Annotated in this window: 22 protein-coding genes; 17 read left to right on the top strand and 5 right to left on the bottom strand. The window is 73.5% G+C overall.

All coding sequences use genetic code 11. The features are described 5' to 3' along the window. Together BAW75_RS32645 and BAW75_RS22140 are read left to right on the top strand one after the other, a co-directional pair. Window positions 1–244, top strand: a 244-nt coding sequence (locus BAW75_RS32645) for a hypothetical protein (protein WP_208635292.1), incomplete at its 5' end; no start/stop codon positions are given. Window positions 245–309: 65 nt separating this feature from the next. Beyond that, window positions 310–540, top strand: coding sequence for a cation:proton antiporter regulatory subunit (locus BAW75_RS22140; RefSeq protein ID WP_104114779.1), 231 nt, complete (start codon window positions 310–312; stop codon window positions 538–540). Window positions 541–566: 26 nt separating this feature from the next. Here BAW75_RS22140 and BAW75_RS22145 read toward each other — a convergent pair whose 3' ends face one another. Beyond that, window positions 567–1,787 (bottom strand): PucR family transcriptional regulator, encoded by a 1,221-nt coding sequence (locus BAW75_RS22145; protein ID WP_064446529.1) that lies wholly within the window; start codon window positions 1,785–1,787, stop codon window positions 567–569. 124 nt (window positions 1,788–1,911) lie between these two features. Beyond that, window positions 1,912–2,931: a SpoIIE family protein phosphatase gene (locus tag BAW75_RS22150; protein WP_104114803.1), complete on the bottom strand. Its 1,020-nt coding sequence runs from the start codon at window positions 2,929–2,931 to the stop codon at window positions 1,912–1,914. A 178-nt stretch (window positions 2,932–3,109) separates the two neighbouring features. Here BAW75_RS22150 and BAW75_RS22155 point away from each other — a divergent pair, with 178 nt between their 5' ends. Genes BAW75_RS22155 through BAW75_RS22185 form a run of 7 tightly spaced genes read left to right on the top strand, consistent with a single transcriptional unit; the run spans window position 3,110 to window position 10,854 of the window. After that, window positions 3,110–5,944, top strand: a complete 2,835-nt coding sequence (locus tag BAW75_RS22155) for a Na+/H+ antiporter subunit A (RefSeq protein WP_104114780.1) — start codon at window positions 3,110–3,112, stop codon at window positions 5,942–5,944. Further along, the gene (locus BAW75_RS22160) at window positions 5,941–6,408 is read left to right on the top strand and encodes a Na(+)/H(+) antiporter subunit C (RefSeq protein ID WP_104114781.1); all 468 of its coding nucleotides are present in this window, start codon (window positions 5,941–5,943) and stop codon (window positions 6,406–6,408) included. Before BAW75_RS22155 ends, BAW75_RS22160 begins: the two co-directional genes overlap by 4 nt. Then, entirely contained in the window at window positions 6,405–7,976 is a 1,572-nt protein-coding gene (locus tag BAW75_RS22165) for a Na+/H+ antiporter subunit D (protein WP_104114782.1), read from the top strand. The genes BAW75_RS22160 and BAW75_RS22165 overlap by 4 nt, the downstream gene beginning before the upstream one ends. Beyond that, window positions 7,973–8,575, top strand: coding sequence for a Na+/H+ antiporter subunit E (locus BAW75_RS22170; RefSeq protein WP_064446268.1), 603 nt, complete (start codon window positions 7,973–7,975; stop codon window positions 8,573–8,575). Before BAW75_RS22165 ends, BAW75_RS22170 begins: the two co-directional genes overlap by 4 nt. Next, window positions 8,572–8,835, top strand: a complete 264-nt coding sequence (locus tag BAW75_RS22175; protein WP_104114783.1) for a monovalent cation/H+ antiporter complex subunit F — start codon at window positions 8,572–8,574, stop codon at window positions 8,833–8,835. Before BAW75_RS22170 ends, BAW75_RS22175 begins: the two co-directional genes overlap by 4 nt. After that, window positions 8,832–9,230 (top strand): monovalent cation/H(+) antiporter subunit G, encoded by a 399-nt coding sequence (gene mnhG / locus BAW75_RS22180; RefSeq protein ID WP_069090130.1) that lies wholly within the window; start codon window positions 8,832–8,834, stop codon window positions 9,228–9,230. The genes BAW75_RS22175 and mnhG overlap by 4 nt, the downstream gene beginning before the upstream one ends. 31 nt (window positions 9,231–9,261) lie before the next feature. Continuing rightward, window positions 9,262–10,854: an amidohydrolase gene (locus tag BAW75_RS22185; protein WP_104114784.1), complete on the top strand. Its 1,593-nt coding sequence runs from the start codon at window positions 9,262–9,264 to the stop codon at window positions 10,852–10,854. Between the two features lie 43 nt (window positions 10,855–10,897). Here the strand turns inward: BAW75_RS22185 and BAW75_RS22190 are convergent, their stop codons facing one another. Then, the gene (locus tag BAW75_RS22190; protein WP_146074886.1) at window positions 10,898–12,649 is read right to left on the bottom strand and encodes an exo-alpha-sialidase; all 1,752 of its coding nucleotides are present in this window, start codon (window positions 12,647–12,649) and stop codon (window positions 10,898–10,900) included. Window positions 12,650–12,836: 187 nt separating this feature from the next. Further along, window positions 12,837–13,568, bottom strand: coding sequence for a FadR/GntR family transcriptional regulator (locus BAW75_RS22195; RefSeq protein WP_104114786.1), 732 nt, complete (start codon window positions 13,566–13,568; stop codon window positions 12,837–12,839). Window positions 13,569–13,705: 137 nt separating this feature from the next. Here BAW75_RS22195 and BAW75_RS22200 point away from each other — a divergent pair, with 137 nt between their 5' ends. The 8 genes from BAW75_RS22200 to BAW75_RS22235 all read left to right on the top strand — a co-directional run bounded on the left by BAW75_RS22200 (window position 13,706) and on the right by BAW75_RS22235 (window position 22,923). Further along, on the top strand, window positions 13,706–15,328 hold the full coding sequence (locus BAW75_RS22200) for an ABC transporter substrate-binding protein (protein WP_043324748.1): 1,623 nt from the start codon (window positions 13,706–13,708) through the stop codon (window positions 15,326–15,328). Window positions 15,329–15,429: 101 nt separating this feature from the next. Further along, window positions 15,430–16,386 (top strand): ABC transporter permease, encoded by a 957-nt coding sequence (locus BAW75_RS22205; RefSeq protein WP_064446265.1) that lies wholly within the window; start codon window positions 15,430–15,432, stop codon window positions 16,384–16,386. Then, complete coding sequence (locus BAW75_RS22210) at window positions 16,386–18,344, top strand: dipeptide/oligopeptide/nickel ABC transporter permease/ATP-binding protein (protein WP_043324746.1); 1,959 nt, start codon at window positions 16,386–16,388, stop codon at window positions 18,342–18,344. Before BAW75_RS22205 ends, BAW75_RS22210 begins: the two co-directional genes overlap by 1 nt. Beyond that, window positions 18,341–19,408: an oligopeptide/dipeptide ABC transporter ATP-binding protein gene (locus tag BAW75_RS22215; RefSeq protein WP_104114787.1), complete on the top strand. Its 1,068-nt coding sequence runs from the start codon at window positions 18,341–18,343 to the stop codon at window positions 19,406–19,408. Before BAW75_RS22210 ends, BAW75_RS22215 begins: the two co-directional genes overlap by 4 nt. After that, window positions 19,405–20,343: a dihydrodipicolinate synthase family protein gene (locus BAW75_RS22220; protein ID WP_069090135.1), complete on the top strand. Its 939-nt coding sequence runs from the start codon at window positions 19,405–19,407 to the stop codon at window positions 20,341–20,343. Before BAW75_RS22215 ends, BAW75_RS22220 begins: the two co-directional genes overlap by 4 nt. Before the next feature lie 2 nt (window positions 20,344–20,345). Then, on the top strand, window positions 20,346–21,275 hold the full coding sequence (locus tag BAW75_RS22225; RefSeq protein ID WP_104114788.1) for an ROK family protein: 930 nt from the start codon (window positions 20,346–20,348) through the stop codon (window positions 21,273–21,275). Then, entirely contained in the window at window positions 21,272–21,961 is a 690-nt protein-coding gene (locus BAW75_RS22230; protein ID WP_104114789.1) for an N-acetylmannosamine-6-phosphate 2-epimerase, read from the top strand. Before BAW75_RS22225 ends, BAW75_RS22230 begins: the two co-directional genes overlap by 4 nt. After that, a complete protein-coding gene (locus BAW75_RS22235) occupies window positions 21,952–22,923 on the top strand; it encodes an acetylxylan esterase (RefSeq protein ID WP_104114790.1) in 972 nt (323 codons plus the stop codon). Before BAW75_RS22230 ends, BAW75_RS22235 begins: the two co-directional genes overlap by 10 nt. Here BAW75_RS22235 and BAW75_RS22240 read toward each other — a convergent pair. Further along, complete coding sequence (locus BAW75_RS22240) at window positions 22,920–23,963, bottom strand: polyprenyl synthetase family protein (RefSeq protein WP_104114791.1); 1,044 nt, start codon at window positions 23,961–23,963, stop codon at window positions 22,920–22,922. The two genes, BAW75_RS22235 and BAW75_RS22240, sit on opposite strands and share 4 nt — an antisense overlap.

Consider the following 23,963-nt stretch of genomic DNA (forward strand, 5'->3'; position numbering starts at 1 on the left):
GGGCGTGGCCGGGGACGGGCGGCGGATTCGCTCGACGGCACCGGCGGCCGGGGCTCAGGCGCGCCGCGGGTCGCCGCTCGCGGACCGGGACGCGACGAAACCGGCGAACACCGGTGGTGAAGCCATCGACGTGCGGGTCATGGTCACCACCTCCTCGCTACTCGGGTACCGCCTCGGACCTCCAGCTTCGCCCGGAATGCGGCGCTCGGCATTGCGCACGACCGGCCAACAAAGGGCCGAATGATTGCCGGTCACTGGACAACCGGTCCGGGCACCCCCCGGAGCTATGGTTGACCCGAGGAGGTTGACGTGATCATCAAACGCACGATCCTCCCCGGCATCGGGGTCCGGCACACGCTGACCACCGACGAGGGCCGCCGCATCGGAGTGATCGACTACCAGACCGGCGGCCGGCGCGACATCGTCCACGACGACCCGGACGACCCGGACCGGATGGTGGCGCTCAGCCTCACCCGCGACGAGGCGTCGGCCCTGGCGAACCTGCTCGGCTTCCCGGAACTGGTGGCCGTTCCCGCCTGAGCGTCACGCCGGCAGCGGCCTGAGCGTCACGCCGGCAGCGGCTTGCGCGGCCAGTCCAGCGCCCGCGCGCCGAGGACGGCGGCGTGCAACGTGAACCGGTCCCGCGCGTCGGCGGGGTCGTACCCGCTCAGTGCCCGGACGCGGGCCAGCCGGTAGGTGACGGTGCGGACGGAGACGTGCAGCCGCCGGGCCGCCTCGGTGCTCACCTCGCCGCAGGCGAAGTACTCGTTCAGCGTGTCCAGCAGCGGCTCGGCGCCGCCGCGCGCCTGGGCCAGTGGCGTCAGCACCGCCCGGACGAGGTCCACCATGGCCGGCTGGTCGCGCAGCAGCACGCGGTAGATGAGCAGGTCGTGCGCGTCGATCACGGACGTCTCGGAGTGCAGCCGCCGCGCCGTGGTCAGCGCCTCCCGCGCCTCCTCGTAGGAGCGGGCGATGCCGTACACGCCGGGGTGCGGGCGGCCCACCGCCACCTGCCACGGCCGGCCCCGCACCAGGCGGTCCAGCTCGCCGTGCATCAGCGTGCCCAGGTTGCCGGCCGGCCCGCGGCCCCGGTCGGTGGCGACCGGGTCGGCCGGGGCGATCACCACGAGCAGCCCCTCCTTCGTGGCCACCAGCACGTCCCGGTCGCCCAGCCGGTCGAACACGGCCCGTTCCAGCGCGCTGATCGCCGCCTCCGTGTCCGGCAGGCGGCGACCGGGCGCGGCGAGCGCCACCTGGTGTACGCGGGCGAGGTCGAGCCCGAAGGGCTCGGCCCGTTCCACCAGCCCGCCGAGGTCGGAGTCGCCGCGCAGCAGGTCGTCGACGAGTTCCCGGCGCAGCGACTCCTCCCGCCGGACCAGTTCCCGCCGGGCCACGGCGTAGCCCTCGGCGAGCGTGGCCACGGCGGTGTCGACCACCTGCAGCACGGCGTCGGCGGCGGCGCGCACCGCCTCGCTGTCGTCGGAGCGGTCCAGGTGCGGAAACTGCCGCCACACCCGCCGCGCCGCGGACAGGTAGAGGCGTACCGCGCGTCCGGCGGACACCCCCTGCTCGGCCGCGCGCCGGCCGAGGGCGCCCACCGCGTCGAGTTCGGCGCGGCGCGGACGGCGGCCGGTCACCGCCGCGTCGGTCAGCAGCCGCAGGTAGTCGCCGAGCAGTTCCACGGGTACGCCACCGGCGTCGGCGCTCGCCGCCCGGGCCACCTCGGCCAGCCACTGCTCGTCCTCGCCGCCCGCGGCCGGCGCCGGCCGGCGGACGTTGTCGGTCATCGCGGTCTCCCCGTGCCGGGCCGGCACCCGATGCCGGCCCACTGCGCCCAGCGTAGGCCGGGGGTCCGGCGCCGTCGGGCGCGACCGGCCCGCGCGGTCCGTCCGGGAGCGGGCGCGCCCGGCGTCATGCCCGCGACGGCGGGCCCGGGTCGACCACGAGCGCCGGACCGGTCCGCCGCCCACCCCGGGGGCCGCGGGTCAGGCGCCGCGCCGCCCCCGCCGGGTCGTCGTCGGCCGCCACCTGATCGAGTACGCGCACCCAGCGCTCGCCGTGCGCGTCGGCGAACGCGGCGGCGACCACGGCGACCCGACGGCCGGTGACCGGCGCCGGCGTCGCGCCCCCGCCCGGTGACGCGGACCCGGCCCGGGCAGTGGACCCGGCCCGGGCAGCAGAGCCGGCCCGGGCAGGGGACCCGGCCGGTCGAGTGGACCCGAGCGCCGGACCGGCCGGCACTCCGGCGAGGGCGGCCCGGTCTGCGGCGACGGTGATCAGGTCGGGCGAGCCGCAGCGCGCCGCCTCCACCGCGCCGGACCGGTCCACACGCACGATCGTGGCGCGCAGGTGACCCGCCGGGGCGAGGTCGCGTACCGCCTGGTCGAGCACGCCGGCGAGGCGCTGCGGCGACGCTGCCGGCCGGGCGTGCCGGCGGAACGTCTGCTCGATCGCCCGCCGCCCGGCGGGCGTGTCCAGCGCGGCGCCGGTGACGGTGCCGACCAGGGCGAGAAGCCCGCCGCCGCGCAGCGGGACGGCGGCGCCGATCTCGCCGGGCGAGCCGCAGACCGCCAGCGCGGCGCTTCCCGAGCCGGCCGGCACGGTGAAGACCGCGACGTCCGGCGGCCCGGCGGCGCGCGTCACCGACGCGGTCCGGGTCCGTCGGCGGGCCCACGCCAGCAGGGGCACAGCGGTCAGGCTGAGCGTGGAGGCGAGCAGCGCCTGCGGGTCGCTGCGGTGGCCGGGGATCACCGGTACGAGGACCGACGCCACCACCAGCACGCCCGCCCACGCCGACACCAGTGCCGCCACCCGGGGCCGGGCCGAGACGCCGAGCAGGCCGGGCAGCAGCACCCAGCCGATCGGGGTGCCGACCTCGGCGACACCCATCAGCACCGCGTTCCCGGTGGTGCCCGCCAGGGCGGCTCGCATCGGCAGCACGCCCACCACCCTATCGGGGCCCCCGCCGTACCGGCCGAGACCCAACCTCACTCCTTACCCGGTGATGGGCCCGGGCGACACGACACGAGCGCGTGATTCTCTCGACATACCGTCGCGCCGTGTCGCCCGTTAGGGTTGACGTACCGCAGGTCGATCTTGAGGAGTGTGTGTGCTGGTTCTGGTGGCGGTCCATGCGCTCGCAGCCGTGATCGCCCCCGTGCTGGTACGCCTACTCGGTCGACGCGCTCTCTACCTGCTGGCTGCCGTTCCCGCCGCGGCGCTGGTCTGGGCCCTGACCTGGACCGGGCAGGTGCGCTCGGGCCGGCCGGTCGTCGAGACGGTCACCTGGGTGCCGCAGCTCGGCCTCGACCTCGCGCTGCGGATGGGCACGCTGTCCTGGCTGCTGGTGCTGCTCGTCGGCGGCGTCGGCGCCCTCGTGCTCGTCTACAGCGCACGCTACTTCCGCTCCGACGACCCGAGCCTCGGCCGGTTCGCCGCGGTGTTCGTCGCGTTCGCCGGCGCGATGCTCGGCCTGGTGGTCTCCGACGACCTGCTGCTGCTGTACGTGTTCTGGGAACTGACCACGGTCTTCTCGTACCTGCTGATCGGCAGCGACCCCACCAAGCGGGCCAGCCGGCGCGCCGCGATGCAGGCGCTGCTCGTGACCACGCTGGGCGGCCTGGCGATGCTCGCCGGGTTCGTCATGCTCGGCCAGCACGCCGGCTCGTACCGGTGGTCCGAGATCGCCGGGAACCTGCCGGAGGGCGGATACCTCACCGCCGCGCTGGTGCTCGTCCTGCTCGGCGTGACGAGCAAGTCGGCGATCTTCCCGTTCAGCTTCTGGCTGCCGCGCGCGATGGCCGCGCCCACGCCGGTCAGCGCCTACCTGCACGCCGCCGCCATGGTCAAGGCGGGCGTGTTCCTGGCCGCGCTGATGGGCCCGGCGGTCGGCCAGGCCACCGTGTGGCGCGCCTTCCTGCTCGGCGGCGGCCTGATCACGCTGTTCCTCGGCGGCTGGACGGCGCTGCGGCAGGTCGACCTCAAGCTGCTGCTGGCGTACGGCACGGTCAGCCAGCTCGGCCTGCTCATGGTGATCCTCGGCGCGGGCACCCGCGACACCGCGCTGGCCGGCGCCGCGATGCTGCTGGCGCACGCCCTGTTCAAAGCCACCCTCTTCCTCGTCGTCGGCGTCGTCGACCACGTCACCGGCACCCGGGACCTGCGCGAGCTGAGTGGGCTGGGCCGCCGTGCGCCGGTGCTCGCGGCGGTCGCCGGGCTCGCCGCCGCGTCCATGGCCGGGCTGCCGCCGCTGTTCGGATTCGTGGCCAAAGAGGCAGCGCTGGAGGCGTTCCTGCACGGCGGGCCGGTCGAGCTGCTGGTGCTCGCCGGGGTGGTGGCCGGTTCGGCGCTCACCGTCGCGTACACGTTGCGTTTCCTCTGGGGCGCGTTCGCCGCCAAGCCCGACGTGCCCGACACCCCTGTCGAACGGATCGAGCCGGCCTTCCTCGGCCCGGCGGCGGTGCTCGCCCTCGCCGGCCTCGTGGTCGGGATCGCCGCCCCGGCGGTGGACCGGGTGCTCGCCCCGTACGCCGACCAGTTCCCGACCGCCGACCCCGGCTACCACCTCGCGCTGTGGCACGGCCTGACGCCGGCGCTCGGCCTGTCGGCGCTGGCCGTCACCGGCGGCGTCGCGCTGTTCCTGCTGCTGCAGCGCCGCCGCCCGTACCTCGCCCGGCTGCCGTTCGACGGCGCCACCGGCTACGACCGGCTGGCGGGCGCCGTCGACCGCGCGGCGGTGGAGCTCACCGGCGCCACCCAGCGCGGATCGCTGCCGTTCTACCTCGGCGTCATCCTGCTGGTGCTGGTGATCCTGCCGGGCGGGGCGGTGCTGGCCGGCATTCCCTGGGCGCAGCGGTTCCAGCTCTGGGACACCCCGTTGCAGGCCGTCGCGGGCGCTGTCGTCGTGGTCGCCGCGCTGGTCGCCGCGCGCGCCCGCCGTCGGCTGACCGCCATGATCCTGGTCGGGGTGACCGGCTACGGCACGGCGCTGCTGTTCATCCTGCACGGCGCGCCGGACCTGGCGCTCACCCAGTTCCTGGTGGAGACCGTCACGATCGTGATGTTCGTGCTGGTGCTGCGCCGCCTGCCGCGCCGGTTCTCGGCCCGCCCGATCCGCGCCACCCGGCAGTTCCGCGTGGCGCTCGGCGTGGCCGTCGGCGTGGTCACCGCCGGCATGGCGTACGTCGCGGCGGGCAGCCGGGTGGCCACGCCGATCTCGGTCGGCTTCCCGGACGAGGCGGTCTCCTACGGCGGCGGCAAGAACGTCGTCAACGTGACGCTCGTCGACATCCGGGCCTGGGACACGATGGGCGAGATCGCGGTGCTGGTGGTGGCCGCCACCGGTGTGGCCAGCCTGATCTTCCGCGGCACCCGCGCCCTGGACCTGCGCAGCGGCATCCCCGGCGTCGGCCGGCAGCAGTCGTCGCGCCCGCGCTGGCTCACCAGCGGCGCGACGTCCCGGCAGCAGTCGGTGATCCTCCAGGTCGTCACCCGGCTGCTCTTCCACGCCATCCTGCTGTTCTCCATCTACCTGCTCTTCTCCGGCCACAACGCGCCGGGTGGCGGGTTCGCCGCCGGGCTGGTCGCCGGTCTCGGGCTCGCGGTGCGGTATCTGGCGGGCGGGCGTACCGAACTCAACGGCGCCGCACCGGTGGACGCCGGCTTCGTGCTCGGCGCGGGACTGTTCGTCGCGGTCGGCACCGGCGTCGCCGCGATGCTGCTGGGCGGCGAGTTCCTGCAGAGCGCGACGCTCGACTTCCACCTGCCGCTGCTGGGCCACGTCCACTTCGTCACGTCCGTCTTCTTCGACGTGGGCGTCTACCTCATCGTGGTCGGCCTGGTGCTGGACATCCTGCGCAGCCTGGGCGCCGAGATGGACCGCCAGGAGGAGGACGACGAGCAGGAGACCGAGCCGGCCGGCGTACGGGAAGAGGAGCTGGTATGAGCCCGAACATTCCCAACCTGGTCTACATCCTGGTGATCGGCGTCCTGTTCGCCACCGGGGTCACGCTGCTGCTGGAACGCAGCCTCACCCGCGTCCTGATGGGGGTCATCCTGCTCGGCAACGGCGTGAACCTGCTGCTGCTCACCGGCGGCCGGGCCGGCGGCCCGCCGATCGTCGGCACCTCCGCCCAGGAGGACATGGCCGACCCGCTGCCGCAGGCCATGGTGCTGACCGCGATCGTGATCACGCTCGGCATGACCGCCTTCCTGCTGGCCCTGGCCTACCGCAGCTGGCACCTCAACGGCCACGACGAGGTGCAGGACGACGTCGAGGACCGCCGGATCATGGAACTGGCCGACCGGGACGAGGGCCCCGGCACCGCCGACGCCGACACCGCGGACGGCGGCCCCGCGGACGGCAGCCCCGAGGCTCGGGTCCTGGCCGAGGCGGAGGGCGGCCGATGACCTGGCTCGTCCCGCTGCCGGTGGTGATGCCGCTGCTCGGCGCGGCCCTCACGCTGCTGGCCGCCCGGCGGGCCCGCGCCCAGCGCTGGGTCAGCATCGTCGTGCTCGCCGCCACCGTCGCCGTGGCGGCACTGCTCCTGGTCCAGTCGTCGCTGGACGGCCCGCTCGTGGTCGAGGTGGGCGGCTGGGTCGCGCCGATGGGCATCGTGCTCGTCGCCGACCAGCTCGCCGCGTTGATGCTCGTGGTGTCCGCCTCGGTCACCCTGTGCGTGCTCGTCTACTCCATCGGGCAGGGCATGGCCGACGGCAACGAGGAGACGCCGCTGTCGGTCTACCACCCGACCTATCTGGTGCTGACCGCCGGCGTGTGCAACGCCTTCCTCTCCGGCGACCTGTTCAACCTCTACGTCGGCTTCGAGATCCTGCTGGTGGCCAGCTACGTGCTGCTGACGCTCGGCAGCACCGAGACGCGGATCCGGGCCGGCACCACGTACGTCGTGGTCAGCCTGCTCTCGTCGCTGATCTTCCTGGTGGCGATCGGCCTGGTCTACTCCGCCACCGGCACGCTGAACCTGGCCCAGCTCGCCGACCGCCTGGACGCGCTGCCCGACGACATGCGCCTGGTCCTGCAGGGCATGCTGCTGCTCGCGTTCGGGATCAAGGCGGCGGTGTTCCCGCTGTCGGCGTGGTTGCCGGACAGCTACCCGACCGCGCCCGCGCCGGTGACTGCGGTCTTCGCCGGCCTGCTCACCAAGGTCGGCGTGTACGCGATCATCCGGACCGAGACGCTGCTGTTCCCCGGCGGACGCACCGCCGACCTGCTCATGGTGATAGCGGCGTTGACCATGGTGGTCGGCATCCTCGGCGCGGTGGCGCAGTCGGACATCAAACGACTGCTGTCGTTCACGCTGGTCAGCCACATCGGCTACATGCTGTTCGGGGTCGGCCTGACCACCCCGCTCGGCCTGTCCGCGGCGATCTTCTACGTGGTGCACCACATCACCATCCAGACCACGCTGTTCCTCGCCGCCGGCCTGGTCGAACGACGCGGCGGCAGCACCGCGCTGGACCGGCTCGGCGGGCTGGCCCGGCTGTCACCGCTGCTGGCGTTGCTGTTCTTCGTACCGGCGCTCAACCTGGCCGGCATCCCACCGTTCTCCGGGTTCCTGGGCAAGCTCGGCCTCGTGCAGGCCGGGGTGGACGACGGCGGGTTCCTGGCCTGGGCGCTCGTCGCGGGCGGGCTGCTGACCAGCCTGCTCACCCTCTACGCCATCGCCCGGGTGTGGAACCTGGCGTTCTGGCGGGCGCCGCACCCGGACATGCCGGAGGCCGGTGACGCCGACCGGGCCGCCCGAACCGACGGCGCCGAGCAGCCGCACGAGGGCGCCTCGCCGGCCGGGGCCGTGCTGCCCCGGCTGATGACGGTGCCGACCGCCGCCCTGGTGGTGCTCGGTCTGGCGCTGACAGTGGTGGCCGGGCCGCTGTTCGAGATCAGCACCGACGCCGCCGACGACCTGCTGCGCCGTGCCCCGTACGTGGAGGCCGTGTTCCCGGAGGGACCGCCGTGACCAGTCAGCCGAAAGCGCCGCTGACCCCCCGCGACCGCTGGCGCAACCGCGCGATCGCCGTGACCGGCCTGGTCACCGTCTGGGTGCTGCTGTGGGGCACCTTCAGCTGGGCGAACGTGATAAGCGGACTGGTGGTCGCCGCCGTGTTGCTCGTGGTCTTCCCGCTGCCCCCGGTGACCTTCGCCGGCCGGATCCGGCCGGTGCCGCTGCTGAGATTCCTGGCCCGCTTCCTGCGCGACCTGGTTGTCGCGTCGGTCCAGATCGCCTGGCTGGCCGTCCGGTCCAGACACCCGCACTCGGCGATCATCGCGGTGCCCCTGCGGGTGAACACCGACCTCAACCTCACCCTCAACGCCGAAGCCCTGTCGCTGGTGCCGGGCAGCCTGATCCTGGAGGCCGACCGGCGTACCGGCACCCTCTACGTGCACGTCATCGGCATCCGCAGCCTCGACGAGGTGGAGCGCTTCCGGCAGAGCGTGCTGGAACTGGAGGGGCGCATCGTCGCCGCCGTCGGCTCGGCCGAGGAACTGGACCTGATCCGTCGATCCGCACCCACCGGCCCGTCCGGGTCGGTCGAGCTGGAAGGAGCACCGACGTGACCGTCGTCGCCGTGATCGTCACCGCGCTGCTCGTCGCGGCCGGTGGGCTCACCCTCGTCCGCATCATCCGTGGGCCGTCGATCCTCGACCGGGCCGTCGCCACCGACGTGCTGCTCGCCGTCGTCGGCGCGGCCATCGCCACCGAGGCCGCGTACAGCCGGGACGCCACCGCGCTGCCGGTGCTCGTGGTCCTCGCCCTGGTCGGGTTCGTCGGCTCGGTGAGCGTCGCCCGCTTCGCGGCTCGGAGAAACCCGAAATGACGCTCGACACGATCCTGGACACCGTCGCCGGCGTCTGCCTGGTCGCGGGCGCCCTGCTCTGCCTGGCCGCCGGCATCGCGCTGATCCGCTTCCCGGACGTGCTGTCGCGGATGCACGCGGCGGCCAAGCCGCAGGTGCTCGGGCTGCTGCTGGTGCTGCTCGGCTGCGCGTTGCGGCTGCGTACCGGGGTGGACATCACCACGCTGGTCCTGGTGGGCCTGTTCCAGCTCGCCACCGCCCCGGTCGCCGCGCACATGGTCGGGCGGACCGCGTATCCGCACGACGACATCCGACGGGACCTGCTGATCACCGACGAGTTGGCCGGCGACATCGACCGGATCCGGGCGGACCGGGCCGGCGAGCCGCAGGACACGTCGCCGGCCCGCACGTCCTGAGACTCCGCCCCAGCGTCGAGGCAGGGAGCCCATGAGCGGCACGGTCTACGAGAACGCCCGCATCCACACGCTCGACCCGGCCCGCCCGCACGCCGAGGCGATGCTGGTCCGCGGCGAGCGGATCGTCGCCGTCGGCGACCTCGCCGAGTGCCGGGACCGGGCCGGCGGCGGCGCGCGCCGGATCGACCTCGGCGGGATGGCCGTGCTGCCCGGGCTGATCGACAGTCACATCCACGCCGCGTCCTACGTACGCGGGCTGGACCAGGTGGACCTGCGCGGCACGTCGAGCCTCGACGAGGCGCTGGCCCGGATCGCGCGGCACGCCGCCACGCTGCCGCCGTACGCCTGGCTGTTCGGTGGCGGGTGGGACAGCAACAGGTGGACCCGGCCGGTGCAGCCGACCCGTACCGACCTGGACCGGGTCTGCCCGGACCGCCCGGCCGCGCTGCCCAGCGTCGACGGCCACACCATCTGGGTGAACAGCGCCGCGCTGGCCCGCCTCGGCATCGACGCCGCCACCCCCGACCCGCCCGGCGGGCAGATCGCACGCGACGAGCACGGTGAGCCGACCGGCATCCTGCGCGAGGCGGCCGCCGACGCGTCCTGGGCGGTGGTGCGCTCCCCGCACGCCGGTGACCTGGTCGCGCAGTTGCGCGCCCACCTGCCCCGGCTGCTCGCCGCCGGCCTGACCGGCATCCACGACCTGGACGGGCAGGACGCCCGCGCCGCCTACGAGACGCTGTACGCCCGGGGCGAGCTGCCGCTGCGGGTGCACAAGACGATCCCGGCCACGGCGCTGGACGAGGCGATCGACAGCGGCTGGGCCACCGGCGACGGGGACCGGTGGCTGAGCACCGGCCCGGTGAAGATCTTCACCGACGGCGCGCTCGGCTCGCACACCTGCCTGATGAGCGAGCCGTACGACGGCGAGCCCGGCAACCACGGCATCGCCGTCACCCCGGCCGAGGAGTTCGAGCGGCTGCTGGCCACCGCCGCCGGGGCCGGCATCGCGGTGGCGGCGCACGCCATCGGCGACGCGGCGAACCGGATGGTGCTGCGGGCGTACGCGCGCTGGCGCGATTCGGCCGGGCCCGGCCCGGCGGCGCGGCTGCGGCACCGGATCGAGCACACGCAGCACCTGCTGCCCGAGGACGTGCCGTTGCTCGCCCGCTCCGGGGTGATCGCCTCGATGCAGCCCACCCACTGCACCAGCGACATTCCGCTGACCAGCCGGATGCTCGCCGGCCGGGACCTCGCCTCGTACGCCTGGCGCAGCCTGCTCGACGCCGGGGCCGTCGTGGCGTTCGGGTCGGACGCCCCGGTGGAGGACCCCGACCCGTTCTTCGGCGTGCACGCCGCGGTGACCCGGCAGCAGCCCGACGGGACCCCGCCCGGCGGCGTCGACCCGCACGAGCGGCTCGACCTGGACACGGCGCTGCGCTGCTTCACCGGGGCCGGCGCGTACGCCTCCTACGAGGAGCACCTGAAGGGGCGGCTGCGCCCCGGCATGCTCGCCGACTTCATCGCGCTGCCCACCGACCCGTACCGGGTGGAGCCGGCGCGACTGCGGGACCTGACAGTGGCGCTGACCGTGGTCGGCGGCGTGGTGCGCTGGCAGCGCTGACCGTGTCCCGCCCGGACGCCGCTGTCCGGGCGGGACACGGCTCTCAGGCGCCCTTCACCCAGCCGAGGCTGAACCGGGCGAAGTAGATGCCGCCGGTGTCGCCCACCTCGTACAGGTTGCCGACCGTGCCGTCGGCCAGCACCGCCATCGTCGAGTAGCCGGCGCCGCCGGGCTTGACCAGTGCCCGCGCCGGCCAGCTCGCGCCGTCGTCGGTGGACAGCCGTACGGTGAGGTCGTTGCGCGCGCTCGGGTGCGCGTTGTTGCTGAACAAGGCCGTGCGGGTCCGCACCGGCGCCCGGTTCGCGCCGACCTCGGACGGCCGCAGGTAGGACATCTCGTCGGCGTTGCACAGCGGGTCGGTCAGCAGCGTGCTGGCCGTGGCCGCGCCGAACGTCGCGGCGCCGTCGGTGGAGGTGGCGTAGAAGCGGCTGCGGGTCGAGTTGTGCCGCATGTTCTGCACGATCGCGCCGGTGCCGCGCTCGATCGCCTTGCTCTCGTTGATGTTCCCGCCGGCGGATCCGCCACGGCGCCAGGTCGCGCCGTGGTCGTCGCTGTAGATGTTCGCGGCGTGGCTGGTGCCGGCCGAGTCCCGGTAGGCGATCGGCTGGATCAGACGGCCGGTGCTCGTCTGGATGCCGTGGCCGGAGGAGAAGAACACCTGCCGCCAGGTGGGGTCCTTGACGGCCGGGTTCAGCTCGACGGGCGCGCTCCAGGTGGCGCCGTTGTCCCGGCTGGTGATGTAGCGCAGGTGCATGCTGTTCGGGTCGTCGGCGGTGTTCAGGCCGGAGCCGCCGGACCAGAAGCTGATGCCGGGCCGGGGGGAGTAGGTGAAGAAGCAGTAGACGACGCCGGTGGCGCGGTCCACGAGCAGGCTGGGGTCGCCGACGCCCTCGCTGGTGGTGGGCGGGGCGTGGATGACCCGGGGCTGCTCGAAGGTGCGGCCGCCGTCGGTGCTGCGGATCATCACGATCTGGATGTTGTTGGTGCCGCCGCCGAGGTCGTACGAGCCGTTCACCCGGGCGTCGGCCACGGCGATGACGGTGCCGTTGTTGGTGACGGCCAGGCCGGGGATGCGGACCGAGGCGACGGTGCCGTCGTACCGGCCGCCCGTGCCGTTGAGGTCGCGGATCACGGTCTGCGTGGTGAGCAGCGTGGTGCTGGTCATCTGCGGGGTGCCGGTGGCCAGGTCGCAGGAGGTGGTGCCGCGCAGCGTGGTGTCGAAGCCGGGGGCGGTGACCCGCAGCGTGTACGGGGCGCCGGCGCCGACGGTCCAGTAGTGCAGGTAGTTGCCGCCAGCGGCGATGGTGCGGGTCCACGGCGAGCCGGTGCGTCCGGGCCACGTGACGGTGAAGTCCCGGGCGGTCGTGGTGCGGTTCTCCAGCGCGAGCTGGAGGCGGCCGTTGGTGCAGTCGAAGCTGGTGAGCGCGGACATGCCGGTGCCGCAGTGGAAGAGGCCGGAGGTGGTCTCGTCCAGGCCGGTCGGGGTCGTCGTGCGCAGCGTGTACGGCGTGCCGGGGGACAGCGTCCAGTACAGCTCGGCGCCGCTGCCGGCCGCGACGGTGCGGGTCCAGGGCGAGCCGGACCGGCCGGGCCAGGTGACTGTGTACGTCTGTGCCGTGGTGCTGCGGTTGTCCAGAAGCAGGAGCAGCCGGCCGGTGGTGCAGTCGGCGCCGACGGTGGCGCTCACGTCGGCGGGGGCGGCCTGGGCCGGGGTGGCGGGGAGCACCGTCAGCAGGCCGAGGAGGACGGCCAGGCCGGCGGTCACCCGGCGTGGTATCGCACGGACAGGGGGCACGGGGGATTCCTTCCGGACGGGGGTGAGGATCGGAGCGACAGCGTCAGACGTCGGACGTCCGATGTTGGGTACGTACGCTAAGCCGATCGATGGGACCCGTCAAGGAATCCGACGATGTGGACCGTGCACAAAGGGCGCGCGCAGGCCGGCCGGGCCGCCGGCGGCCTGCCGGTGTCCGGTCGCCGGGTCAGGCCTGGGCGGCGCGGGCGATGCTCGCCCGGATGGGCGCGTAGTGCTCGGCGATGGCCGAGCGCAGCGCCGCCGCGTCCCCGGCGGTGAGGGCGGCCACGATGGCCTGGTGCCGCTGGGCGGTGATGACCCGGTCCTCCGGCTCGGTGCGCAGGGTCGGCGCGACGATGGCCTGCACCTGCCAGAACGCCTCGGTCAGCTGGACCAGCAGGTCGTTGCCGAGTGGCTCCATCAGCTTCAGGTGGAAGGCCCGGTCGACGTCGAGGAAGTCCTCGCCCTGTGCCGCCCGGCTGCGCATCTCGTCGGCGAGCGCGGACAGCTCCGACCGGTGTTCCTCGTCCAGGGCGTCGATGACGGTGGCCGCCAGCCCCTGCTCCAGCGTCTGCCGGATGTCGACGACCTGGGCCAGTACGTGGTGGTCGTCCTCGCCGCTGAGCAGCCCTCGGAACGTCAGGCTCTCCACCAGGGCGTTGAGGGACATCCGGCCGACGAACGTGCCGTGGCCGTGGCGCACCTCGACGATGTCGAGCGCGGAGAGGATCTTGACGGCCTCGCGGACGCTGGAGCGGCTGGCGCCGACCGCCTCGCACAGCTCCGTCTCGGTGGGCAGGAGATTGCCCGGCTTGAGGCGGTTGCGCAGGATGTACTCCTTGATCCTGGTGGCGACCTCCTGCCGGCGAGGGCTCGGCCGCTCGGCGCCGCGTAGCGGACTGGCGTCAATGGTCGTCATCTGCCCCTTGCCCTTCGTTCCCGAATCTGACACCCTCACCCTACCGGCATCAGACGTCAGACGTCATACACCTTACACTTCACATCCCCGGCGCGAGCGGCGACGCGAGCGCATGAAGAGCCTATGGAGGCATCTACGTGAGCACCACCGGTAAGTCGCGGAGCTGGCGCGTGCCGCGCCGCCGCGTCCGCCCCCTGGCCGTCGCCTCCCTCGGAGCGACCCTCGCCCTCGGGCTGGTGGCCTGTAGCGGCGGTCCCGCCTCGACCAACGCGGTCAGCGGCGGGAAGGCGGGCACGTCGATCGAGGCCACCCTGGCGTTCACGCTCTCCAGCGGTTTCGACCCGGGCAACGCCTCCTCCGCCGTGGCGACCGCCGTCAACCAGCACGTCTTCGAGGGTCTCGTGGACCTCGACCCGATCACGCGGGAACCCTACAACGCCCTGGCCAAGAGCGACCCGACGCCCGGCGCCGACGGCCTCACGTACACCGTGACGCTGCGCGACGGCGCGAAGTTCTCCGACGGCACCCCCGTCACCGCCGAGGACGTCGCCTGGTCGTTCACCCGGGTGCTGAAGCCGGCGGACCCGAAGGCGCCGCCGCTGATGCAGGGCTTCGTCTCGTTCCTCGACAGCGTCACCGCCAAGGACGCGGCCACCGTCGAGTTCAAGCTGAAGTACCCGTTCGCCCTGTTCAGCGAGCGGATCTCGGTCATCAAGGTCGTGCCCAAGGCCAAGACCGGTGACGCGGCAGCGGCCAAGGCGTTCGACACCGCGCCGATCGGCTCCGGCCCGTTCAAGGTGGACAGCGCGTCCAAGGAATCCGGCATCAAGCTGAGCAAGAACGAGACCTACAACGGCCCGCGCCCGGCCAAGGTCGAGACGATGACGTGGAACACCACCACCGAGGCGTCGGCCCGGGTGTCGGACCTGCAGGGCGGCCGCGTGCAGGCCATCGAGGCCGTGCCGTACCTGAACGTCGACTCGCTCAAGGACAAGTACACGATCGACGTGAAGCAGGCCTTCAACCAGGTCTTCCTCATGTTCAACAACGCCGCCGCGCCGTTCAGCGACAAGCGCGTCCGCCAGGCCCTGCACTACGCCATCGACAAGGACGCGGTCATCAAGACCGCGCTCAACGGCTACGGCAGCCCGGCGACCAGCTACCTCGACGAGGGCAACAAGGCGTACCAGAAGGCCGCCACCGTCTACGACTACAACCCGGACAAGGCCAAGGCCCTGCTCCAGGAGGCCGGCGTCACCAACCTGTCGTTCCGGCTCGACACCACCGACAACTCGGTGGTCAAGGACGTCGCCCCGCTGGTCATCGAGCAGTGGAAGAAGATCGGCGTCAACGCCACGCTCAACACCGTGCCGTCCTCGGCCATCTACGGCGACATCGTCCCCAAGGACACGTTCCGGGTGCTCATGGCCACCGGTGACCCGAGCGTCTTCGGCGTCGACACCGACCTGCTGATGCGCTGGTACTACTTCGGCGAGACCTGGCCGGGCCAGCGTTACCGCTGGAGCGACGCCAACCGCAAGGCCATGGGCGACCTGCTGGACAAGGCCGCGCAGACCTCCGACGAGGCGGCCCGCAAGGCGCTGTGGAAGCAGGCCCTGGACATGGTGGCGGACGACGCCCCGCTCTACCCGATCCTGCACACCAAGGTCGTCACCGCGTACGACCCGGCCAAGCTCGACGGCTTCTCGGGCGCCTCGACCACCGGCCTGTACTTCCTGGGCACCGGCCGGACCGGCTGAGCCCACTCGGGGCTCCGCCCCCGCCTCCGTCCCGTCCGGCCGCACGTGACCCATGCGGCCGGACGGGACGCCCCGGCGCCCCGCCACGAGAAAGAGAATCAATGCTGACCGTCCTGAACCTGGTCGCACGACGATTCCTGACGCTGATCCCCCTGGTGCTGGGCATCACGCTCTTCGTCTTCGTGATCATGCAGTTCTCCCCGATCGACCCGGCGCTGTCCGTCCTCGGCGACCAGGCCACGCCGGCGCAGGTCGAGGCGTTCCGCGCCGCGAACGGGCTGAACGACCCGCTGCCGCTGCGCTACCTGCACTTCCTCGGCGACCTCGTCCGCGGCGACCTCGGCATGACGTTCCCGCCGTCGGTCCCGGTCGCCGAGAAGATCGCCATGGCGCTGCCGCTGACCATCCAGCTCACCGCGCTCGGCGTCGTCGGCGCGCTGGTCATCGCGCTGGCCCTCGGCATCCCGGCCGCCCTGTACCGGGACCGCTGGCCCGACCAGGTCATCCGGATCGTCTCCATGGCCGGCATCGCCACGCCTTCGTTCTGGCTGGCCCTGCTGTTCATCCAGGAGTTCTCGGTCCGCCGCCCGATCTTCCCGACCGGTGGATACGTCAACCCCGCCGACTCGGTCGGCCTCTGGCTGCAGTCCCTCGCGCTGCCCGCGCTGGCGCTGGCCGTACCGGTCGGCTGCTCGCTGGCCCGCATCGTCCGCACGTCGATGGTCGAGGAACTCGACAAGGACTACGTCCGCACCGCCGTCGGCGCCGGACTGCCACCGCGCGTGGTGATCGGCCGCAACGTGCTGCGCAACGCGCTGGTCAACCCGCTCACCGCGCTCGGCCTGCGGATCGGCTACCTCATCGGCGGCACCGTCGTCATCGAGGCCATCTTCTCGCTGCCTGGCATGGGCACCCAGATCATGAGCGCCGTCCAGCAGAACGACACCGCGCTCGCCCAGGGCACCGTGCTCACCATCGCGCTGTGCTTCGTCCTGGTGAACCTGGTCGTCGACATCCTCTACCTCTTCGCCAACCCCCGACTGCGCGGAGGCCACTGATGCGCCGGTCCCTCACCACGCGGCTGTCCCGCCCCGGCATGGCCTTCGCCCGGCTCGGTCTCGCGGCCCGGTTCGCGCTCGGCTTCGTCGCGCTCATCGTCGTGGTCGGCGTGCTCGCCCCGCTGCTGCTGCGCCACGACCCCACCCAGACCGGCCTCGGACCGGCGCTGACCGGCCCGAACGGCGACTTCTGGTTCGGCCTGGACAAACTCGGCCGCGACGTCTTCTCCCGGCTGGTCGCCGGCACCCGGCGCTCCCTGATCGTCGGTTTCGGCGCGGCCGGCATCGCGCTGGTGCTCGGCGCGATCCTCGGCGCGCTCGCCGGCAGCAGCCGCACCGTCGTCGACGAGATCATCATGCGCTGCCTCGACGTGGTCATGGCCTTCCCCACGATCGTGCTCTCCGCGCTGCTGATCATCTCGTTCGGCAAGAACAGCCTGCTGGTCCTCGTCATCGCGATCGGGTTCGTGTTCACCCCCTCGGTCGCGCGCATCGTCCGCGCCAACGTGCTGTCCCAGTACGGCGAGGACTACGTGGCCGCCGAGCGCATCATCGGCGCCCGCCGCCCGCACATCCTCTGGCGGCACGTCCTGCGCAACTGCGCCGCCCCGATCCTCGTCTTCGTCACCGTCATGGTGGCCGACGCGATCGTCTTCGAGGCGTCCCTGTCCTTCATCGGCGGCGGCCTCGCCCCGCAGGAGGCGGCCTCCTCGTGGGGCTCGGTCATCGCCTTCGGCAAGGAGATGGTGCAGATCGGCGGCTGGTGGGCCACATTCTTCCCCGGCCTGCTGATCCTGCTCACCGTGCTGGCGCTCAACGTGCTCTCCGAGGGCATGTCCGACGCCTGGGCCGCCCCCGCCGCGCGCCGCGCCACGTCCACCACCAGCGGTGACGCGCTGGAGCAGGCGCAGCCCGGCACCGGCGAGGTGGTCGAGCTGCCCGGCCTGGCCGAGGCGGCGCAGCGGCTGCGTGAGCGCGCCCGCCCGCTGCCGCAGGGCAAGCCGGTCCTTCAGGTCAGCGACCTGTCCATCGGCTTCGAGGGCCGCCACCGCGGCGTCGACATCGTCGACGGGCTCACCTTCGACGTACGCCCCGGCGAGGTCGTCGGCCTGGTGGGGGAGTCCGGCTCCGGCAAGTCGCTGAGCGTCCTCGCCGTCATGGGTCTGCTGCCGCAGGGCGCCCGGGTACGCGGCGAGATCCGCTTCCAGGACACGGACCTGCTGAAACTCAACGCCAAGGGCCGCCGCGCCCTGATGGGCCGCGAGATCGCCATGGTCTACCAGGACGCGCTGTCGGCGCTGAACCCGGCGCTGCGCGTCGGCGCCCAGCTCGCCCAGATGATCCGCCGCGGCGGCACCCGCTCGGCCGAGGAACTGATGCGGCTGGTCGGGCTGGACCCGCGGCGCACCCTCGCCGCGTACCCGCACGAGCTGTCCGGCGGGCAGCGGCAGCGCGTCGTGATCGCCATGGCGCTGTCCCGCGACCCGAAGCTGATCATCGCCGACGAGCCGACCACCGCGCTCGACGTCACCGTGCAGGCCCAGGTGATGGCGCTGCTGCTGGAGCTGCGCGAGCGGCTCGGCTTCGCTCTCATCCTGGTCAGCCACGACCTCGCCCTGGTCAGCGACGTCTGCGACCGGGTCGTGGTGATGTACGGCGGGCAGATCGTGGAGACCGGCGTGACCGCCGACGTGATGGAGGCGCCCGCCCACCACTACGCCCGCGGCCTCCTCGGCTCGGTCCTGTCCCTGGAGACCGGCGCGGAACGGCTCACCCAGATCCGCGGCGTGGTGCCCTCACCGGCCGACTTCCCGAAGGGTTGCCGGTTCTCCGACCGCTGCCCGATGGCGACCGAGATCTGCCGGGACACCGCGCCCACCATGGCGGGCACGGACGGCCACGGGTACGCCTGCCACCACCCCGCCGTCACCGTCAGCGAGAAGGAGCCGGCCCGATGAGCGCCACCGCCGAGCACCGGCCGATCGCCGAGCTGAGCGACGTGCACGTGGTGCACGCCGCGCGCGGCGGCGGCATGTTCAGCCGGGAGAAGGTCTACGCGCTCACCGGCGCCGACCTGGTCATCCGGGCCGGCGAGACGGTCGGCATCGTCGGCGAGTCCGGCTGCGGCAAGTCCACCCTCGCCAAGGTGCTCGTCGGCCTGCAACGGCCGACCGCCGGCACGGTGTCCTTCGCCGGCAAGGACGTGTGGTCGATGAGCGCCGCCGAGCGGCGCGAGCACATCGGCGCCGGCGTCGGCATGATCTTCCAGGACCCGGCCACCTCACTGAACCGCCGGATGCCGGTACGCGACATCCTGCGCGACCCGCTCGACGTGCACCGCCGGGGCACCCGGCAGCAGCGCGAGCAGCGGGTGACCGAGCTGATGGCCCTGGTCGGCCTGCCCCGCTCGGTCGCCGACGTGCTGCCCAGCCAGCTCTCCGGCGGCCAGCGCCAGCGGGTGTCCATCGCCCGCGCGCTGGCCCTGGAACCGGGGCTGGTCATCGCCGACGAGCCGACCAGCGCGCTCGACGTGTCGGTCCGCGCGCAGATCCTCAACCTGCTGCTGGACCTCAAGGACCGGCTCGGCCTGGCCATGGTGCTGGTGTCGCACGACATCCAGACCGTCAAGCGGGTCAGCGACCGGGTCGTCACCATGTACCTGGGCCGCATCGTCGAGCAGACCCCCGCCGACCTGCTGCCCGAGGGCGGCCGGCACCCGTACACCCGGGCCTTGTTCTCGGCCACGCCGGGCCTGCTCTCACCGATCGAGCCCATTCCGCTGGTCGGCCCGGTCCCGTCGGCGACCCGGCCGCCGAGCGGCTGCCCGTTCCGGACCCGCTGCTGGGCCGCGACCGACGGCTGCGCCGTGGACATGCCCGCGCCGCGCCCCGCCGAGGGCGCGGGCCACGAGTTCCGCTGCCACCACCCGGTGCCCGCCGGCACCGCGAACACCGAACTGGTCGCGCTCGCCACCTCGGCGACCGGCCGCACCACAACTGAGTCTGTCGAGGAGAACCTGTGACCACCCCAGCCCCGCGGTTCGCCGGAGTCGTGCCGCCGGCCGTCACCCCCCTGACCGAGGAGGGCGAGGTCGACGTCCACTCCCTGGAACGGCTGGTCGAGTGGCTGCTCGACGCCGGCGTCGACGGCATCTTCGCGCTCGGCAGCTCCGGCGAGACGGTCTTCCTCACCGACCGGCAGCGGGACCTCGCGCTGGAGACCATCGTCAAGACCGCCGGCGGCGCCGTGCCGGTCCTCGCCGGATGCATCGAGCCCACCACCCGCCGGGTCGTGGAGCGGGCCGAGGCGTCCACCCGGCTGGGCGCGGACGGCCTGGTCGTGACCGCGCCGTTCTACGCCATCGTCGGCCCGCACGAGATCGAGCGGCACTTCCGCGCCGTCGCCGCGGCGGTCGAGCTTCCGCTGCTGGCGTACGACATCCCGGTCTGCGTGCACAGCAAGCTCTCCGTCGACCTGCTGACCCGCCTCGCCGCCGAGGGCGTGCTGGCCGGCGTCAAGGACTCCAGCGGCGACGACGTCGCGTTCCGCCAGCTGGCGCTCGCCATCGCCGAGCACGCGCCGGAGCGCGACTTCAGCCTGCTCACCGGCCACGAGGTCGTGGTCGACGCGATGATGCTCGCCGGTGGCTCCGGCTCGGTGCCCGGACTGGGCAACGTGGACCCGGCCGGATACGTGCGGCTGCACCGCGCCTGCGTGGCCGGCGACTGGGCCGCGGCCCGGCGGGAGCAGGACCGCCTGACCCGGCTGTTCCGCATCGTCGACGCGGCCGACCCGGCCACCTCGGCGGGCGCCACCCGGGGCGTCGGCGCGTTCAAGACCGCGCTGTCCCTGCTCGGCGTCATCGCCGGCAACGCGGTGTCGCTGCCGCTGCGGCCGCTGGACGACGCGGAGACGGGCCGCGTGCGTACCCAGCTGGAACTGGCCGGGCTGCTCTGACCATGCCCGAGGTGAGCACGACCGGTCTGGTCGCCGCGCTCGACATCGGCGGCACCAAGACCACAGCCGCGCTGGTCACCGCCGCCGGCGAGGTCGTCGGCCGGCACACCGCGCCGACACCCGGCCGCTCCGGCGCCGCCGCGGTGCTCGACACCGCCGCCGGCCTGGTCGAGAAGCTGCGGGCGGACGCGCCGGACGTCGTACGGGCGCTCGGCGTCGGCAGCGCCGGCGTCATCGACAGCGGCTCCGGCCTGGTGCTGTCCGCCACCGACGTGCTGACCGGATGGGCCGGCACGGACCTGCGCGGCGACCTGGCCCGGCGCCTCGGCGTGCCGGTCACCGTGATCAACGACGTGCACGCCCACGCGCTGGGCGAGGCGCGTCACGGCGTCGCGGCCGGGTACGACACGGTGCTCTACGTCGCCGTGGGCACCGGTGTCGGGGCGTCGTTCGTCCTCGGCGACACCGTGCTCGCCGGTGCGCACAGCGCGGCCGGGCACGCCGGGCACCAGCCGTCGGCGTACGCCGGAACGCTGCCCTGCACCTGCGGCGGGCGCGGGCACCTGGAGGCGATCGCCGCCGGGCCCGCGCTCACCGCCGAGTACGTCCGGCGTACCGGCCGTCCGGTGGCCGACCTGCGGGCCGTCGCCGCGCTCGCGGCAGGCGGCGACGAGACGGCCCGCGACGTCGTCCGGCTCGGCGGCACGGCCGTCGGGTCCGCCGTCGGCGGCCTGGTCAACGTGCTCGACCCCGCCGCCGTGGTGATCGGCGGCGGCGTCACCGGCCTCGGCGAGCCGTGGTGGCGGGCGCTGCGCGACGCGGTGCCCGCCGAGACGCTGCCCGGCCTGAAGGGCGTGCCGGTCCTCGCCTCCACCCTCGGCCCCGACGCGCCGTTGCTCGGCGCCGCCTCGCTCGCCTGGAAGGCCTCATGAACTCCCTCGTCGACCAGCTCCGTGACCGCCTGGTGGTCTCCTGCCAGGCGTACCCGGGTGAGCCGATGCGCGACCCGGACACCATGCGCCGGGTCGCGCTCGCCACCGCCCGCGGCGGCGCCGCCGGCATCCGCGCCCAGGGCCTGGCGGACATCGCGGCCATCCGCGCAGCGGTGGACCTGCCGCTGATCGGGCTCTGGAAGGACGGCGACGACGACGTCTTCATCACTCCGACGCTCGAACACGCGCTGGCCGTCGCCGACGCCGGGGCGCACGTCGTCGCGCTCGACGGCACGTCCCGGCCCCGGCCCGACGGCCGTACGCTCGCCGAGACGATCGCGGCCGTGCACGAGCGCACCGGCGCGCTGGTGATGGCCGACTGCTCCACGTTCGACGAGGGCATCGCCGCCGCCGCTGCCGGCGCCGACCTGGTCGGCACGACGCTCTCCGGGTACACCGCGTACACCACAAAGGGCGACGGGCCGGACCTGGACCTGGTCGCCCGGCTCGCCGCCGCGGTCGACGTCCCGGTGGTCGCCGAGGGACGCATCCACACCCCGGAGCAGGCCGCGCAGGCGCTGCGGGCGGGCGCGTGGACGGTGGTGGTCGGCACCGCCATCACCCACCCGAGCACCATCACCGGCTGGTTCGCGTCCGCCGTCCGGGAGGCCGCGTCGTGCCGCTGACCGACCTCGACCTGGCCGGCTGCCTCGCGTACCGGCCGGAGCTGGACGTGCCGGCGGACCTGGACGGATTCTGGGCGCGCACGCTCGACGGCGGCGGCGACCCGGCGGCGGCGGTCTACGAGCCGGTCGACACCGGGCTGACCCAGATCCGGACGTACGCGGCCACGATCCCCGGTTTCGGCGGTGAGCCGGTACGCGGATGGCTGCACCTGCCCGCCGGTGCCGACGGGCCGCTGCCCTGCGTGGTCGAGTACCTCGGTTACGGCCGGGGCCGCGGCCTGCCGCACGAGAAGCTGTTCTGGGCGGCGGCGGGTTTCGCGCACCTGATCATGGACAGCCGGGGCCAGGGGTGGAGCGCCGCCACCGGCGGCACGCCCGACCCGCACCCCTACCCGGCCGGCACCGTGCCCGGCTTCCTCACCCGGGGCGTCGCCGACCCGGCGGAGCACTACTACCGGCGGCTCATCACCGACGCGGTGCGCTTCGCCGAGGCCGCCCGGCGGCACCCGGCCGTCGACCCGCGCCGGGTGGCGGTGACCGGCTTCAGCCAGGGCGGCGGCCTCGCCCTGGCCGTCGGCGCGTTGTGCCCGGACGTCGCCGCCGTCATGCCGGACGTGCCGTTCCTGTGCGACATCCGCCGGGGCGTGCGCGTCGCCGGGCCGGACAGCCCGTACGCCGAGGTCGTCGAGTACCTCGCGCTGCACCGCGACCGCGCCGACCAGGTGTTCCGCACGCTGTCCTACCTGGACGCCGCAGTGCTCGCGCCGCGCGCCACCGCGCCGGCGCTGTTCTCCATCGCCCTGCGTGACCAGGTCTGCCCGCCGTCGACCTGCTTCGCCGCCTACCACCGCTACGGCGGCGACAAGGACGTGCGGGTGTACGAGTTCAACGACCACGAGGGCGGCGAGGCCGCGCACCAGCGCGAACAGCTCACCTGGCTGCGCGGAATCCTGGGCGGCTAACGGGCCCGTTCCACCACGTAGTCGGTCAGCTCCAGCAGGAAACGGCCGTCCTCGGTGTCGGCGGCGGCGCCCAGCGCCCGCTCACCCTCACGCCGGGCCGCGAGCGCGAGATCCCGGGCGCTGCGCCGCGCCGACTCCACACAGTCGTACGCGAGCAGCCGCCCGTGCAGCCAGCGCACCTCGGCGTCGGTGCGCTGCGCGCGGGTACGGCTCAGCAACCGCACGAGCCGTTCACGTTCCTCCGGTGTGCACCGCCGCATGAAGTCGATCAGGATCAGCGTGCGCTTGCCCTCCCACAGGTCACCGGCGATCTCCTTGCCGTAGCGGGCGTAGTCGCCGGTCAGGTTGAGCGCGTCGTCCTGGATCTGGAACGCCGCGCCCAGATACCAGCCGTACCGATCCAGCACGTCGAGAGCGTTCTCCCGGCCGGTCGCCACGAGGACGCCGGTGCGGCACGGGTAGATGCACGTGTACCAGGACGTCTTCTTCAGGCACATCCGGTAGTAGTCGTCGGCGTCCAGGTCGCACACGTTGTCGCGGATCCAGCCGATCTCGATCGCCTGCCCCTCCAGCGAGTGGCGCATCATCAGCTCGGTCTCGGTGAACAGCCGCCACGCGATCCCGGAGCCGAGCGCCGCCCGGTTCGCGGCCAGCCGCCGCAACGCCAGCAGGTTCGTCATGTTGCCGACGTTCAGGGCCACGCCCACGCCGTACTCGGCGTGCAGGGTCCGCCCGCCGCGCCGCTGCTCGCTGGAATCCTGGATGTCGTCGTGGATGAGGAAGGCGTTGTGGAACAGCTCCACTGTCACCGCGGCGTTGAGGCCCACCGCGTCGCCGCCGCCGAACGCCCGGCACGTGGCCAGGCACAGCGCGGCGCGTAGCCCCTTGCCCCACCGGCGCGGATACTCCGCGACCAGGTCGTAGAGGTAGCGTGGGCCGCCGTCGGGCACGTCGTCGAGCAGCGCGCCGAGGGCGAGCCCGCGATAGCGCTCCAGCATCCGTTCCACGTGCCCGCCGGCCACCCCGGCGGTCGGCGCCAT

Source organism: Micromonospora chalcea (assembly GCF_002926165.1).
In the GTDB taxonomy this organism is placed as follows: domain Bacteria; phylum Actinomycetota; class Actinomycetes; order Mycobacteriales; family Micromonosporaceae; genus Micromonospora; species Micromonospora chalcea.